The 15,061-nt window shown below is 56.7% G+C and carries 10 protein-coding genes and 1 pseudogene; 2 read left to right on the top strand and 9 right to left on the bottom strand.

The window, feature by feature from the left end:
- Positions 1 to 6: 6 nt before the first annotated feature.
- From sucB to RBB76_RS10070, 5 genes are all read right to left on the bottom strand, one after another.
- Positions 7 to 1,647: a 2-oxoglutarate dehydrogenase, E2 component, dihydrolipoamide succinyltransferase gene (sucB, locus tag RBB76_RS10090; RefSeq protein WP_429632039.1), complete on the bottom strand. Its 1,641-nt coding sequence runs from the start codon at positions 1,645 to 1,647 to the stop codon at positions 7 to 9.
- Positions 1,648 to 1,823: 176 nt separating this feature from the next.
- Positions 1,824 to 2,549 carry a lipoyl(octanoyl) transferase LipB gene (gene lipB, locus RBB76_RS10085; protein ID WP_429632037.1) on the bottom strand — a complete coding sequence of 242 codons (726 nt, stop codon included), beginning with the start codon at positions 2,547 to 2,549 and terminating at the stop codon, positions 1,824 to 1,826.
- Positions 2,550 to 2,628: 79 nt separating this feature from the next.
- On the bottom strand, positions 2,629 to 4,047 hold the full coding sequence (gene lpdA, locus RBB76_RS10080) for a dihydrolipoyl dehydrogenase (RefSeq protein ID WP_429632035.1): 1,419 nt from the start codon (positions 4,045 to 4,047) through the stop codon (positions 2,629 to 2,631).
- A 107-nt stretch (positions 4,048 to 4,154) separates the two neighbouring features.
- Positions 4,155 to 5,144, bottom strand: a complete 990-nt coding sequence (gene hemB, locus RBB76_RS10075; RefSeq protein WP_429632033.1) for a porphobilinogen synthase — start codon at positions 5,142 to 5,144, stop codon at positions 4,155 to 4,157.
- Positions 5,145 to 5,166: 22 nt separating this feature from the next.
- Positions 5,167 to 5,706: a zinc ribbon domain-containing protein gene (locus RBB76_RS10070; RefSeq protein ID WP_429632031.1), complete on the bottom strand. Its 540-nt coding sequence runs from the start codon at positions 5,704 to 5,706 to the stop codon at positions 5,167 to 5,169.
- A gap of 94 nt (positions 5,707 to 5,800) precedes the next feature.
- Here RBB76_RS10070 and RBB76_RS10065 point away from each other — a divergent pair, with 94 nt between their 5' ends.
- Positions 5,801 to 8,284: an endonuclease MutS2 gene (locus tag RBB76_RS10065; protein ID WP_429632029.1), complete on the top strand. Its 2,484-nt coding sequence runs from the start codon at positions 5,801 to 5,803 to the stop codon at positions 8,282 to 8,284.
- A 67-nt stretch (positions 8,285 to 8,351) separates the two neighbouring features.
- On the top strand, positions 8,352 to 9,302 hold the full coding sequence (locus tag RBB76_RS10060; protein ID WP_429632027.1) for an L-lactate dehydrogenase: 951 nt from the start codon (positions 8,352 to 8,354) through the stop codon (positions 9,300 to 9,302).
- Between the two features lie 33 nt (positions 9,303 to 9,335).
- Here RBB76_RS10060 and RBB76_RS10055 read toward each other — a convergent pair whose 3' ends face one another.
- From RBB76_RS10055 to RBB76_RS10040, 4 genes and pseudogenes are all read right to left on the bottom strand, one after another.
- Positions 9,336 to 10,340: a tetratricopeptide repeat protein gene (locus RBB76_RS10055; RefSeq protein ID WP_429632755.1), complete on the bottom strand. Its 1,005-nt coding sequence runs from the start codon at positions 10,338 to 10,340 to the stop codon at positions 9,336 to 9,338.
- Between the two features lie 275 nt (positions 10,341 to 10,615).
- Positions 10,616 to 11,092, bottom strand: coding sequence for a UTRA domain-containing protein (locus tag RBB76_RS10050; protein WP_429632753.1), 477 nt, complete (start codon positions 11,090 to 11,092; stop codon positions 10,616 to 10,618).
- An 81-nt stretch (positions 11,093 to 11,173) separates the two neighbouring features.
- Positions 11,174 to 11,452 (bottom strand): annotated as a pseudogene (locus RBB76_RS10045) (GntR family transcriptional regulator); the annotation flags it as partial.
- Positions 11,453 to 11,502: 50 nt separating this feature from the next.
- The gene (locus tag RBB76_RS10040; RefSeq protein ID WP_429632025.1) at positions 11,503 to 15,042 is read right to left on the bottom strand and encodes a carboxypeptidase regulatory-like domain-containing protein; all 3,540 of its coding nucleotides are present in this window, start codon (positions 15,040 to 15,042) and stop codon (positions 11,503 to 11,505) included.
- Positions 15,043 to 15,061: the final 19 nt, after the last annotated feature.

Raw genomic sequence — 15,061 nt, 5'->3', positions numbered from 1 at the left:
ACTGAATTACCCGATGTCTTCGGACCAGTTCTCGAGGTAGGCCTTGAAGTCGGACATGAATTTGCCCGCGTCAGCGCCGTCGACGATGCGGTGATCGAAGCCGAGAGTGAAGCGCTGGATGGAACGGATCGCGATGGAGTCGTTACCGTCCTTATCGGTGATGACTTCGGCTTCCTTGTTGAGGCCGCCGATGCCTAGGATCGCGCTCTGTGGCTGATTGATGATGGGGGTTCCGAACTGCTCGCCGAAGATGCCGGAGTTGGTCAGAGTGAAGGTTCCACCGGATATCTCATCGGGTGCTAACTTCTTGTTGCGGGCGCGGTCTGCGACGTCGACGATGCCGCGTGCGATGCCGAGGAAGTTCTTCTCTTCGGTCTGCTTGAGCACAGGAACGATGAGACCCCAGTCGAGCGCCACAGCGATGCCGATGTTGATGTTCTTGTTGTAGCGGATCGCGTCGCCTTCGACTGAGCCGTTGACGACGGGATGCTTGCGCAATGCAACGATAGCAGCGCGCGTGATAAACGGCATGTACGTAAGCTTGACGCCGTTGCGCTGCTCGTACTTCGACTTCTCCTTCTCGCGGAGTTTCACGATGCGCGTCATGTCGACCTTGAAGACAGTGTGGACATGCGGGCTGGTGCGCTTGGACTCGACCATTCGTTGCGCGATGATGGAGCGCATCTTGGTCATCGGAACAAGCTCGCCCGGTTGGGGCTGAGGAGCGGCTGGCTTCGCAGTAGCTGGGGCAGGCGCGGTGGCTGGCGCAGCAACAGATGCAGCGGCGACAGGCTTTGGACCCTGTTCCAGATGACTCACTATGTCGGTCTTGGTGATGCGGCCAGATGCTCCTGTGCCTGGGACTTGGGAGAGATCGACGTTGTTGTCTTTTGCGATCTTGCGGACTAGCGGAGATGAGCGGACGCGTTCGCCAGCCGCAGCTGAGGCGGAGGATACCGCTGCCGCAGGGGCAGCCGCCGTTGCCGTGGGCGAAGGGGTCGATGCAGCTGGAGCGGCTGTCTTTCCGGCTGCGCCGCCGATAACCGCGACGACAGTGTTGATGGTAACGGTGGCCCCTTCTTGAACTTTAATCTCCGAGAGGGTGCCGGCGACTGGGGAGGGGATCTCCGCGTCAACTTTGTCGGTTGAGATTTCGAAGATGGGCTCATCGCGCTGGACGGTGTCGCCAACTTTCTTGAGCCACTTCGTAATCGTGCCTTCGGTGATGGACTCGCCCATTTGGGGCATCAGGACTTCGGTGCCCGGACCTGCTGCGGACGGCGCGGCTACGGACGAATTTCCCTGGGCTGCGGACGGCGCGTCAGCAGCAGCAGGTGTAACCGTGTCAGCTGCAGGAGCTGCGGCGGTCTCAGCTTTTGCGGGTGCAGCGGCAGGGGCAGACGACGAGCCGGCTTCATCGATGCTGCAGACCACTGTGTTGATCTGGACCGTGGTGCCTTCGGAGATTTTGATCTCCTTGAGAGTACCGGCGGCGGGCGAAGGAATCTCCGCATCGACTTTGTCGGTCGAGATCTCGAAGAGAGGCTCATCCCGCTGAATGGCGTCGCCCGGCTTCTTGAGCCATTTCGTGATGGTGCCTTCGGTGATGGATTCGCCCATCTGGGGCATAACTACGTCAGTCGGCATGAATTTCTCTTCTCCCCTGATTTCAGGTGCGGTGTAAAGGTGCGGACGGTTCAAACCGTCTTACTTCGGCCCGGTCCGCGATCGGGCATACGCAAATGGGATTATACGGCGGCTGGATGATAGCTGGCCGCTTGGTGCGGTTAGCGAACAACAGTAACGGCGCCAGGTTTGTCATTTCACACATGCGTGGCGAGCAGCTGGTCAATCGATTCGCACCACAGCATCTGCCGTTCGAAGACCCGGCCGAAGTTACGGGCTGTGGAGTTAAAAGCCGCCTCCATAGTTGGTTCGCGGTCGGATTCGGCCTCCAATTCAAGGCTTGTTACCTGCCGATCGGCGATGCCGCAGGGGATAATCCAGTCGAAGTCTCTTAGGTCTGTGGTGATGTTGAGTGCGAAGCCGTGGGAGGTTACGCCCTGAGAGACGTGGACGCCGATGGCTGCGATTTTTTTCTCGGGGATGCTTCCGCCGGCCATGGTCCAGACACCTGTGAGCTTGGAGATTCGCTGTGTCATTACGCCGAAGTCGCCGCAGGTGCGGATTAAGACCTCTTCGAGCAGACGAACATAATCAACCGGGCCAAGATGGGGACCCTTTTTCCCCGGCAGGTCGCCGCGCAGATCGATGATGGGGTATCCAACCAGTTGGCCTGGGCCGTGATACGTCACATCGCCGCCGCGATTGATCTCGTGAAGTTCGACGCCGCGTTGCGTGAGTTTTTCGTCGCTGGCAAGGACGTTCGAGCGATGAGCGTTGCGGCCAAGCGTCAAAACCGGCGGGTGCTCCAGCATCAGAAGCGTGTCGCCGATCAGATTCTGCTTTCGCGCGGCGATGACCTGCAGTTGGAGGTCGAGAGCCTCGCTGTATGGGACGCGGCCGAGATTGAGGAGATTGATGTGCATGAGCTATTTTTGCGATTTCGCCCGCTTGTAAAAACAGCCGAGCCAGTGGCCCGGCTGTCATTCGGATACTCCCACAGGACTAAACGTTTACCGCCATTCCCTCGACGCTCGAGAAGCCATCAAGCAAGGCTTCAGCGACCGTCGGGTGTGCATGAATGGTGAACATCATCTCTTCGATGGTCGCCTCGAGCTGAATTGCAGTAACGGCTTCGGCGATGATCTCGGTTGCGGTAGTGCCGATGATGTGGACGCCCAGAATCTCGCCATGCTTCGCATCGGAGACGACTTTGACGAAGCCATCGTGCGCATCGAGGATCGTCGCCTTCGAGTTGCCGACGAAGGGGAACTTTCCGATTTTCACCTGGTAACCCTTCTCTTTCGCCTGCGCCTCAGTAAGGCCAACGCTGGCAATTTGAGGCTCGCAATAGGTGCAACCTGGAATGTGCGCACGGTTGACGGGCTTGGCGTATTTGCCTGCAATTCTCGCGGCTACCACAAGACCTGCCATGCTGCCGACGTGCGCTAACTGAGGAAGACCCGCAACGATATCGCCGATCGCGTAGATGCCTGGCTCGGTCGTTTCCATCCATTCGTTGGTGACGATAAAACCTCGATCGGGGGTAATCTTCACCTTGTCGAGACCGACATCATAGGTTCGCGGCGCGCGGCCAACCGCGACCAGCACCTTCTCAGCCTGTTTGGTTTCGCTTGTTCCGTCGGCCTTCGTAAAGTGAACGAGCACGCCGTCCTTATTCTTTTCGAACTTATCCACCTTTGCCGAAAGGTGCACGTCGATCTCGCGTTTCTTGAAAAGGCGCAGTAGCTCCTTGCTAATATCTTCATCCTCCGCGGGCACCATACGTGGCAATGCTTCGAGGATCGTCACTTCTGCTCCGAAGCTTTTGAAGATCGATGCAAACTCGACTCCGACTGCGCCAGATCCCACGACCACGAGTGACTTGGGAGCTTCGTCGATCTTCAGAATCTCGTAGTTCGTCAGAATCGTCGTGTCTGCGGTGTAGCCAGGCAACATACGAGCATCCGAGCCAGTCGCCAAAACAACTTTCTTGGCCTTTATGGTGTTGGTCTTACCGTCGGCTGTCTTGACCTCAATAGTGTGGACGCCGTCTTTCGCGGGGCCGGTCAGGCGACCGTAACCCTTGATGGCGTTGATCTTATTCTTCTTCATCAGGAAGTCGAGTCCCTTGGTATGACGCGTGATCACGTCGTCCTTGCGCGCCAAGACACCCTTCCAGTTCAGCTTCGGAGGCGTGACTTCGATGCCGTAGCGGTCGGCATGCTTCAAGTGATCCCACAGTTCGGCAGAAAACAGCATCGATTTGGTGGGAATGCACCCCCAGAGCAGGCAGGTTCCGCCTAAACGGTCGTTCGCATCGATCAGCGCCGCTTTCAAGCCATATTGTGAGGCGCGGATTGCGCAGGTATATCCGGCGGGTCCGCCGCCAAGCACCACTAAGTCATAAATCGTATCTGCCAAGGGAACACTCCATAGTATGGAACCAACACACACACCATCTTATTCGATTCGCCCGGAGCTTTTTGGATTCCGCATGGCGAGCATCAGGAAACTTGTCAAACGTGCAGCTAACTCAACACCTTCGCTGCTTCCTTCGCGAAGTAAGTCACGATGAAATCTGCTCCCGCTCGGCGGATCGATAAAAGCGATTCCATCATGGTCCGCTCCGGCTCCAGCCATCCACGCTGAAACGCGGCGTGCAGCATCGAATATTCTCCCGATACCTGGTAAGCCCCCATCGGAAGGTCGTATCGCTCGCGCGCCGCCCGAATCACATCAAGATATGGCATCGCGGGCTTCATCAACAACATATCCGCGCCCTCTGCTATGTCCTGATCGATCTCGCGCATTGCCTCACGCAGATTCGCACCGTCCATCTGGTAGCTGCGACGATCCCCGAACTGGGGGGCCGAGTCCGCAGCCTCGCGGAACGGCCCGTAGAATGCCGACGCAAACTTCGACGCGTAGCTCATCACGGGAATCTGTTCATGGCCGCTTGCGTCGAGAGCAGCTCGTATCGCCTGCACGCGTCCATCCATCATGTCTGAAGGCGCCACAATGTCCGCGCCTGCTTGAGCTAACGATGCAGCCGTCTTCGCAATCAGCACGACGCTCGAATCATTCTGAATCTCATAGTGATCGCCATCCCGCGCGACGACGCCGCAGTGTCCGTGCGAGGTGTACTCGCACAAACAAACGTCAGCGATTGCCACCAGGGAATCGAGCGTTTTATTTTGCTTGATTGTTCGTAGCGCCTGCTGCACGATCCCGTCTTCGGCCCACGCGCCGGTCCCCTCTTCGTCCTTTTGCGCTGGCAAGCCAAACAACAGCAACCCTCCCAACCCGAGCGACGCACAGATCTCTGCCTCTTTTATGGCTTCGTCAATCGATAGGTTGAAGACACCGGGCATCGAACCAATCTCTTTGCGTATCCCTTCGCCAGGGCAGATAAACAGCGGGTAGATCAGCGCACCGGGGTGAAGGTGGGTCTCGCGAACAAGAGATCGCACCGCCTCGGTTCGGCGCAGACGGCGCAGACGCGTTGCAGGAAAGTTCATACTTCCAGTTTACGTCCAGCTCTCAGCTTCGGTCTGCGATCGCGTCGTACTCCAGGCCCGAAGCTCCCGGAGCCAGCACCCAGAGCGTGTAAATTCCCAACGCAGTGCCAAAGAACGGCTTCAGCAGACTGAGGATTCCGACTACGATGGCCAGCGTCCGGCCCCATGGTCGACGCGTCAAGAGGCTATAGCCGACGAACAGCGCGAGGCCTGCCATTACCACCGTGTAAACAGCAATGACGGGCAGCAACGAGGCCATCCACGGCTGCCCAAAAACACCGTGGGAGTGGTTGAACGGCCAATCGTAGCCTCCGAATCCACGGCCAGCGAAGGCATGCAGGAAAAACATGCCCATTAGCCCGCTGATAAACCTATACGCACCAAAAGCACACCAAAGCACTCCGAGCGTCTGCAAATGCCGCTGGACCCGCGGTACAAGAACGGGCACCGGCGGCTGCGGATATGCGGCATACGTCGGTTGAGCAGCGAGAACCTGCGCCCCGCACTTCGAACAAAAATAAACGCCATCTACTACTGAAGCTCCACATGCCTGACAGACCATCTGACACCTCCAACATCGCAAGGCGCCGGCCCTGCTCTCTTCTTGCTACGCAGGCGTTCTGCTCCCGGTTCCCCGCAAGGGTACGATAAAAGAAGTGACCTCTGCAGAACTATTACCGACCATCCCCTCCCCGCTTCGCGAAGCGAGTGCAGCAGCACTGGAGTGGCCGCGTCTCCGCGAGTACATCGCAAGCCGCACTTTCTCCGCTCTGGGCCGCGCCTGGATTCTTGCGCTCGAACCCAGCGCCGACCTTGCCTGGATCGACCTGCAACAACAGCGCACGGCCGAGATGCGCTCTATGCTCACCCGTGGCGGCAGTTTCGAGTTCCGTGGACTTTTCGATCCAACGACTTTGCTCGAGAAGGCCCGCATCGAAGGCGCCGGCCTCGAATCGACCGAGATTCGCGACCTTCTCGCGGTCGTGGAACGCGTCGCTGCCTGGCGCAATCTCATCGACCCGCCGCCTAACGGAACGCGATACGAGTGGCCAGGTATCGCGGCACTCTCTGCGCCCTTGCTCGACTACGATCTGGCTCCGCTACTCCGCCTTCTGCGCGGAAAGATCGAGCCCGATGGCAGCCTCAACGACGATGCCTCGCCGGAACTGAACCGCATCCGCCGCGCCATGGAGCGCCAGCATCGAGCCATCGAGGCAAGTCTCCGCCGATCCCTACAAAGCCTCAGCGAAGGTGGTAGCACTCAGGAAGATCTCATCACGATTCGCGGCGACCGTTTCGTCATCCCCGTGAAGTCCGAATTCAAACGCAAAGTTCCCGGCGTCATTCACGGCTCGTCGTCCTCCGGACAGACCGTATTCGTCGAGCCCCTCGAGACCATCGAGCAGAATAATGAACTTGTTCGCCTTCTCGACGAAGAGCAGTCTGAGATACACCGCATTCTTGTCGCTATGACCCACGCGCTCGGCCAAAACTCCATTGCCATCCATCTCGGTGCTTGTATCCTCGCCGAGGTCGAATCCCACAGTGCCCGCGCTCGCTTCGCCGAAACCCTCAACTGCTCCCGCCCAATCTTTTCGCAGGAACTCTCGCTTACGGCCGCTCGCCATCCTCTGCTGGAACTGCGCATGCGCGCGGCTACGCTAGACGATGGGACCGAACCTAGCAGACCAGTCCCTCTCACCATTGTTCTGCCGCCCGAAGCCAAGCAACTCATCATCAGCGGCCCCAATACCGGCGGCAAAACTGTCTCTCTTAAAACATTGGGCTTACTGTCGCTGATGGCTCAGGCTGGCGTCCCTGTCCCTGCCGAAGAGGCGAAGCTCCCACTCTTTCAAAGCATCTACGCCGACATTGGCGACGCCCAATCGATCGAACGCAATCTTTCCAGCTTCTCCGCTCACGTCGTCAATCTCGATCGCATCTCCCGCGAAGCCACATCAAATTCGCTGGTCCTGCTCGACGAGCTAGGTTCAGCCACTGACCCTGAAGAAGGAGCTGCTCTCGCGGTTGCCATCGCAACTCACTTCCTCAAGCTCAATGCCTGGTGTTGCATTACCACTCACCTCACCTCGCTCAAAGTCTATGCCGCCAACCACCCCGGAGTTCTCAACGCAGCCGTAGGTTTTGACCAACAGACCCTCACCCCGACCTACGAATTACGCCTCGGCGTGCCAGGGGCCTCTGCTGGTCTCAACATCGCGGCTCGCCTCGGTCTCAGCGCCGACATCATCGCATCCGCTCGCGCCCAGATGACCACGCAGACCGCAGACATTGGTGCCTTCCTTGACCAACTCCACGACCAGCTGACAGCAGCGGCAGCTGAGCGCGAGACCATGCAGCGGCGTGAACGCGAACTGTCCCGCGAAAAAGCACGCGTTGAAGTCGAAGGCCGCGTCGAGCAGAAGGCTCGCACCAAAGAACTGGAAACCAAACTCAACTCCCTGATCGAAAACTTCGCCTACCAACTCCGCGAGACCGTCAAAGCCATCGATGACAAGGCACTCGCCCAAAAGATCGCACGCGACTCCGATCGGCGCATGGCGACTCTCCGTCGCGAGTTCTCCGAACAGTTCAACTCCACCGTCGTTGCCCACACTACTCGCGCCGATAAAAACGATCCCGCCGCTCAGCCCCACATCCCCAAAGGCATCAAGGTAGGCGATCTCGTAAAGCTAAAGTCGCTGGGCCGCCAGGCAAGAGTTGACCGTGTCATCGACGCGAAAAACTTTGAAGTATCGATGGGGCCTATGAAGATGCGCGCCGCCATAGACGACATCGCGGAGGTCGAGTCCGTTAAGGTAGTCACCCCGCTCGAAGCCGCGCGTAGACGGGGAGGCGTCACTGTGGCCACGGTCAACGACGACACAGACTATATGACGTCCGAGATCAACGTCATCGGCCGTACTGCCGACGAAGCTCAAACAGAAGTTGAACGCTTCATTGACCGCGCCTTTCTAGCCGGCCTGCCCCGAATCCGCATCGTTCATGGCACCGGCATGGGCGTACTCCGCCGAACCCTGCGCGAATACCTCCGCAATCACCCCCATGTCACCACGGTCACTGAGCCACCCCAAAATCAAGGCGGCCAAGGAGCCACAGAGGTCGAACTTCGTCAGTGATCGTCATGCGATAATTCAGCCGAACAATGAGCCGATCGCACACTTCCTCAAACGAAAGGATGCCAACATGCCGTCTCATCGTACCCGCATCACCGTCATTGGTTGTGGTCACGTCGGAACAAGCTGTGCCTATGCCATACTCCAGAATCACCTGGCACGAGAGATTGTCCTCATCGGCGACTCCGAAAACCATGTTCTTGGAGAAGCGCTGGATCTGCAGCAGGCTGTACCGCTTGGCGCGCCTGTAAAGATCTTTGCCGGCACCTACAAGGATGCGGCGACAAGCTCCATCGTCATCATGACTGTCGGCGCGCCGGGCAAATTCAGCGGATCGCGTCTCGACATGTTGGCAGGCAACGCTGTCATCGTCCGCAGTTGCATCGGCAAGCTTATGGCGGAGGGTTTTGATGGCGTACTCCTCATTGCCACCAGCCCCCTGGATGTTCTCACCTACATTGCTCAAACAGAATCGGGACTGCCTGCGAGCCAGATCATTGGCACGGGCACGCTCCTGGATAGCGAACGACTTCGTCACATCCTCGGGGAAAAACTGAATGTCGACGCACGCTCGGTTCACGCTGCCATCATCGGCGAACATGGAGACTCCTCGGTCGCCGTGTGGAGCACGGCTCAGGTCGCAGGCATCCCGCTTGCTCTCTATCCTGGAGCTGAGTCGCTTCCCTCTCAGGAGGAGATCCTAACCAGTGTCCATCGCGCCGGTCCCGACGTTGCCATACTTAAAGGCAACACTTGCTTTGCCGTTGCGGCCTGCGTAACGCGTATCTGCGAAGCAATTCTGCGGGACGAACGTTCTGTTCTCATCGTCTCAACTATGCTGACCGGTCAGTATGGCCTGAGAGATGTATCGCTTAGCACGCCCTGCATCGTGGGGAGCTGCGGTGTCGAAACCGTTCTTGAACTGCGCCTAAACGAAGACGAGCAGAGATCGCTCGAAGCCTCCGCAGCGGTGCTAAAGAATGCCTATGCCCAACTTCAGCAAGGGCAGCCGCTTAAGTGATTCCACAACGGCCGCTTGACGTGTCAGGACCGGCTAGTTGGCAGGCGTCTCCGACAAAGACATTTTATCTTTTTCGCGAGCGCTGGACATCACCGTGATAAGCGCGTCGTGGGTGGTCCTGTTGAGACTCTTCGCTTTGTCGAATTCTATTTTCGCTTCACTAGAATTCCCGGTGGAGCGGTAGAGACGACCAAGCCACATGTGAACGTTCACATCATCAGGAGCGAGCGCGGCGACCGCCTTGAATTCGCGTAACGCCTCCTCTTTGCGATTAGCCTCTGCATAGACAATTCCTAGATCGAGAAGGCCCATGGAGTTCGCGGGTTCCATCGCCACCACCCTTTCCAACAAGGGCCTTGCCTCTTCATTCTTGTTTAATTTGATATCTGAATCAGCGAGGTAGAGCATTGCCTTGGAGTAGTCGGGGGTATTCTCTAACTCGGCTTGAAACTCCTGGGAAGCTTCCTGAAACTGGAGTTGGGTCCATAATAGGTAGCCCAAACCGAAATGCGCGTTCGGCTCCTTTGGATTCGCCTGGACTGCGGCGCGAAATTCCCTCGTTGCTCCGTTGGTATCTTTCATCTCGTCTAATGCTTCGCCGACGAGCATGTCGGCTTCAGCCGACTCGGCGTTTTGCGCGATCATGCGGTGATAGACATCGAGAACACAGGGGTATTGCTTTGACAATAGACAGCTGTGCGCAAGACTCAGCAGCAACGGAAGATTCTGTGCGTCGTGATCCGCCGCCTGCTTCAGGTAGGGGACTGCAGCCGCGTACTCTGCGAGACCGTAATGCGACATCCCGACGAGAACATTCAACCGCTGCTTCTCTGGCGAGGCCGGCGGCTGCGATTTGAGCAAGGGAGTGAAAATCTGAATGGCTTCTTTATATTGCCCATCCTTGAAGAGCGCCAAGCCCAGGTTTAATCGCAGGCCGGGCATGTTGGGCTTCAGCGCCATGGCCTTTCGATAGAAGACAATTGCTTGCTGGAGATGCCCTTGCCGAGCTTCAAGAAGACCCAACCGGGCGAGAGGCATTGGATCTGTCGGGTGAGCTTTGGATAAGGCGATCAAAGAAGCTTCGGACTCGGTTTCATTCTCGTGTTGATCGACTTGCGGTGCAATTGCCGCTTGTGTCGGGACTTCCTGCGAATGCAGAGCGAGGTTCCAGACGTTGGTTGCGAGTGCCAGGCAGATTGCGAATCTGTAGTTCAAGGCACCTCCCTTGACATCATTTTCTACGGCTAAGTCGGGACACGCAACGTTCAGCAGCCAGGGTGTGAATGCGCGCGCTGCCGCTGGGCAAGGCAGGGCTAGCCCTCTCTATAGATCGCCGCGCCCACGCGAATTGCCGTCGCAGGGATGTAAATCTGGGCACGATATCGGTCCGCACGGTATCGGGACACGGTAATCTCTATGGGCACTCGATCTTCTGAAATGGTGTTCCGCGAGATTGACAAGACGCCTGTTTTTGCAGGGATCTTCAGCAGCTTGGATTCTTCGCGCGTCGCCGGCAGGATTTCGATTGTCTCGGCCGCCCAAGCAATGTGCACGCTAAATTGCTCACGAAGTGTTTGATAAAGCGATTGTTCCCCAAAGTTGATCTGTTCGATGCCTGGAAAGTGGCTGAGTGAGATGTAAGTTTTCTCGACTGCCATCGGGACTCCATCAGCCAGGCGGAGGCGGCGAAGGATCATCACTGGTGTTCCGACTTGGACGCCCAGGCTTTCGGCAAGTTCGACCTGCGCATCGATGATTCTCTGCTCTAGCAAGCGCGAAGCTGGAACCATGCCACGTTCCGCGATCTCCTCTGTGAAGCCGCGCAGCTGAGTTAGAGGCTTTTCGGGTTTTGGTTTTGCGACGAAAGTCCCGCGTCCTCTTAGTGAGGAAGCGTAGCCACTCGTTTTGAGTCCATGTAACGCCTCGCGAGCCGTCACTCGACTCACGTGATAGTCGCGCGCCAACTGCCACTCCGAGGTTAAAAGATCTCCTTCCCGTAATTCCCCTGAATGAATTTTTTCGACAAGTGCACATTGAATTTGAAAGTACAGAGGAACGAATCCTTTTCTGTCGAGAGGCCGCTCAGTTGTTGCGATCTGAGACGGCCTTCTCGACACACGCTCACTAGTTTCTGCTCCGGCAAGTGGCATCATCGTTACCCATCAAGATACGGTTTGGTTCCATTGGTTAGACCAAAGCGTCAGAAGTACATCTTTCCGCTGAACTGCATGGTGCGCGGTATATGAGCGCTTAGGGCTTGTCCAAAGGTGCCGCTTCCCAGAGTCGTATCGATTCCTCCGACTGCAGCTCCACCTGGCCCGACGAAGTTGGTGTGATTGAAGAGGTTGAAGGCCTCCGCGCGGAGTTGAAGGTGAGCGCGTTCACTGAACCTGAAGTTCTTCAACAGGCCGAGGTCAATTCTTTCGGTTCCTGGGCTCAGGAAACTTCCTACTGCGCTACTGCCGAAGTGACCCTGAGCATTGGCGAACGAGCTGGTGCTGAACCATTCGGTCCGACTCTTAGTAAGGTGAACGAGAGAGACCTGATCAGGTCTCGGGGTAACATCTGCGTTCGGGCTGACCATCCCAAGACCTCCCGGATAAGTTCCCGCTGCGCATCCATTCGCAGTTGTAGCATCCGCGACACAGCCAAACGGATCGGTAGTCTGAGAAGTGGTCAAAGAAAGCCCGGAATTAAAGGTCGTGATTCCCGAGACCTCCCAACCGCCGAGTACTTGGCCAGTCAGTCCATGCTGCTCGCGGAAGAACGGCGCTTTGTAGACGAAGTTTGCGACGAATATCTGCGGCTCATTCAACGTAGAAGGCCCGTAGTCCAACTTCGGATTATAGGCATAGGTGTTGGCAGTACCACGATCGTTGGCCTGATCTGAGAGGTTCTTCGACCAGGTGTACGCGAGGCCAAGGGTCAGGTCGCGCGTCGTCCGAATATTAAGCGACGCCTGCAGCGCGTTGTAGTTTGACGTGAAGATGGGCAGCCTGGTATGGAAGTCCGAGTAGCCCAAATAGGGACGAATGTTATTAAGAGGGGAGTCAGGATTATCAGCCCTGGTGGAAAGTGTGGGTTGATTTAGATCCAACTCACCCAACAGGTGCCGTGATACCGACCCGACGTAGGCTATTTCAAACATCATCGATGGGGCCAGTTGCTGTTGCACCGAGAGATTGTAAGAGGCGTACGAGGGAACCTTGAAATCAGGGTTGCCGGTTGTGGTCAGCGCATTTGGTCCCAAAGCAGGAGGAGCGGCAGAACCGACGCCTACCGGATTGTCAAACGACGCGTTGGTAATTGTTGTGGTCTGCACCAGCGGCGGATCGCCGAATGCATTCTGCTCCCAGATGCCGTTGAGCGTGCGGTCGAAAAATAGACCGAAGCCGCCGCGCAGTACCGTCTTGCCATCTCCGAAGGGGCTATAGGCGAAACCAACGCGAGGCCCGAAGTTCCAGCTATAGTTGGGATTGACAGTACCGCCGTAAGGAGAGCAGGCAACCTGCGCGGAGATGGCCTGAGCGGCCGTGCAAGCGCTTCCCTTAGGGAAGATCAAACCATTGGCGTAGGTCGCCGGCGTGTAGAGCTGGCCCGGGAGAAAGTTTCCGTCTCCGTCGAGCCCCGGGGCTTGACTCGGTTTGTATAACAGCGGATCGAAGTTGACCAAGGTATCCTTCGCATCGGTAGGCGAAGGGAATCTTGTCCAGCGAAGGCCCAGGTTCAGAGTAAGTCTGTGATTCAGCTTCCAGTCATCCTGAACATACGCTTCCGTGTTCCAAAATCGCAGATCGGGAACGATATCCCGGTTGGCCTGGGAGTACTGGTTGACATTCCCCAACAGGAAATCTCCCCAGGTATTAAAGCTGAAGTTCGGATTGCCTTCGGAGGCATCCTCTGTCTTTAACATCTGCTGCGCAGTAAAACCTGCACGTATGGTGTGGTTGCCCAATGTTACCGAGAAGTTGTCAAAAATATTGCGATCCAGGTTTCGCTCAAAGTATGGAGCGCTGCCCTGTGAAACGCCAGTGACGGATCCATCCAATATGGTCACGCTGGGAATGCGCCCGTAGGGGTCTGGATTTGCAAGATTGTTGGTCAGCGAGGAGAGGACGGAAGGAGAGTTTGCAGGCCCGGAGAGCGTGCCGTTAATGGTTCCCTGCGAGTAGGCAAACTCTACCTCGTTCACCATCTTCGGAGAGATCGTCCAGGTTAGATTAGCGACCACATTTTTTCCGGGCGCGTTGATGCCCACATTCACTACTCCAGGGTAGTTGGCTCCGCCCCAAAGGCCGGTGGGCAGGTTGCTGGGAGCGTCATCCTGCATGCCGCGCGCGAAGAAATGCAGCTTGTCGTTGAAGTAGTGATCCACGCGAACCAAGTCCTGCCGGAAATTGTTCAAAGAGGAGTATGAACTGAACACAGTGCCGTTCGTAAAGCCAGTGGAGGGGTTGACGGCAGTAGCGTTAGCAGAAAACTTACTGAAAATCTGAGATAGGTAAACCTTAGAATTGGAGCTGTAGCAGTTAGGATTGGCAACAGCAACACCTGTGGAAGGATCATAGGAGCTAACGCAACCTGCTCCCACGGCAGCTATGGTGCCTGCATACTGACTAGGAGTTTCGTAGAAAGTTCCTGCCAGCTCTGCCGTAGTAGGCGCCGCCACGTTGTTTGTCATCGGCTCCGTGATCTTGCGCCATTCTTCCGACCAGAAGAAGAAGGTCTTCGTTTTGTTTGTGTTGTAAACGTGTGGGATGAAGATCGGCCCACCCACTGTGAATCCGAAGTTGTTGTAGTGATCCGGGGCACGGGGAGCGCCCACCAAGTTGTTGAAGTAGTTGTTTGCGTTGGTGTTGGCTGTGCGCACGAACTCATAAGCTGAACCATGGAATGCGCTGGTACCAGACCGAGTGGCTACGAGGACCTGGCCGCCCCCACTGCGCCCGAAGCTGGCGTCATAGGAGCTTCTCTCCAGCGTGAACTCCTGGATTGCATCGACACTGGGGATGTTAAGCAGGGTTGAGTTGGAGCCGCTGTCGTTGATGTCGGCACCATCCACAGACCAGTTGTTTGCCGTCGTGCGCGCTCCGTTGACGGACACTGAGGATGTACTGTTGATTCCCCCAAAGCCAGGTTGATCGCCGAGTAGGTTCACCACGCCCGGCTGTAGCGTGACTAACTGTTGAAAGTTGCGGTTGACGAGCTCTAGCTCGCGCAACTGTGTTCCGGAGATGGTCCCAGCCTGGGAACTGCTCTCAGTATCAAGGGCTACCGGATTATCTTCCACGGTCACAGTCTGGCTCTGACCTCCAACCTTCAATTGAGCATTCACCGTGCGCTTTTGTGCAACGTTCAAAACCACATTACGATCGGCGAAATTTTCAAAGCTCGGATCTGAAACCGTAATTGTGTAGGTACCAGCCTCGAGGTTGGTCGCGGTGTAATTACCCGACTCGTTGGTCTGCACGACACGGGAGGCCTTGTTTACTCCGTTGAGCGTGATCGTGATAGTGGCGTGGGGAATTACCGCTCCGCTAGGGTCGGTAACTGTGCCGCTAAAGGTTCCGGCCAGTTCTTGCCCGTGCGCGAGAAAAGGAAGCGTAAACAAAATCAACAGAACAAGAAGAGATGTCTGGCATCTAAGCAAATCCGTCACCTTTTTAGCGACCGGCGGAAGTCCGGATACATCTTTTGAATTTTCTGGGTTTGTTTTGCGATTCAAACTTGTCCCTCTCATTAGCCTCTCCCGTAAGTCT

Source organism: Tunturiibacter psychrotolerans, from assembly GCF_051013365.1.
In the GTDB taxonomy this organism is placed as follows: domain Bacteria; phylum Acidobacteriota; class Terriglobia; order Terriglobales; family Acidobacteriaceae; genus Edaphobacter; species Edaphobacter psychrotolerans_A.
The sequence above is the reverse complement of the archived record's forward strand: the minus strand, read 5'-3'. Positions and strand labels throughout refer to the sequence as shown.

What these genes read in the sequence shown, in the direction of transcription:
- RBB76_RS10050 (WP_429632753.1), bottom strand. Translation starts at nt 11,092, where the DNA reads ATGGTTCCAGCTTCGCGCTTGCTAGAGCAGAGAATCATCGATGCGCAG.
- hemB (WP_429632033.1), bottom strand. Translation starts at nt 5,144, where the DNA reads ATGAACTTTCCTGCAACGCGTCTGCGCCGTCTGCGCCGAACCGAGGCG.
- RBB76_RS10040 (WP_429632025.1), bottom strand. Translation starts at nt 15,042, where the DNA reads ATGAGAGGGACAAGTTTGAATCGCAAAACAAACCCAGAAAATTCAAAA.
- RBB76_RS10070 (WP_429632031.1), bottom strand. Translation starts at nt 5,706, where the DNA reads ATGGTCTGTCAGGCATGTGGAGCTTCAGTAGTAGATGGCGTTTATTTT.
- lipB (WP_429632037.1), bottom strand. Translation starts at nt 2,549, where the DNA reads ATGCACATCAATCTCCTCAATCTCGGCCGCGTCCCATACAGCGAGGCT.
- sucB (WP_429632039.1), bottom strand. Translation starts at nt 1,647, where the DNA reads ATGCCGACTGACGTAGTTATGCCCCAGATGGGCGAATCCATCACCGAA.
- RBB76_RS10060 (WP_429632027.1), top strand. Translation starts at nt 8,352, where the DNA reads ATGCCGTCTCATCGTACCCGCATCACCGTCATTGGTTGTGGTCACGTC.
- RBB76_RS10055 (WP_429632755.1), bottom strand. Translation starts at nt 10,340, where the DNA reads ATGCCTCTCGCCCGGTTGGGTCTTCTTGAAGCTCGGCAAGGGCATCTC.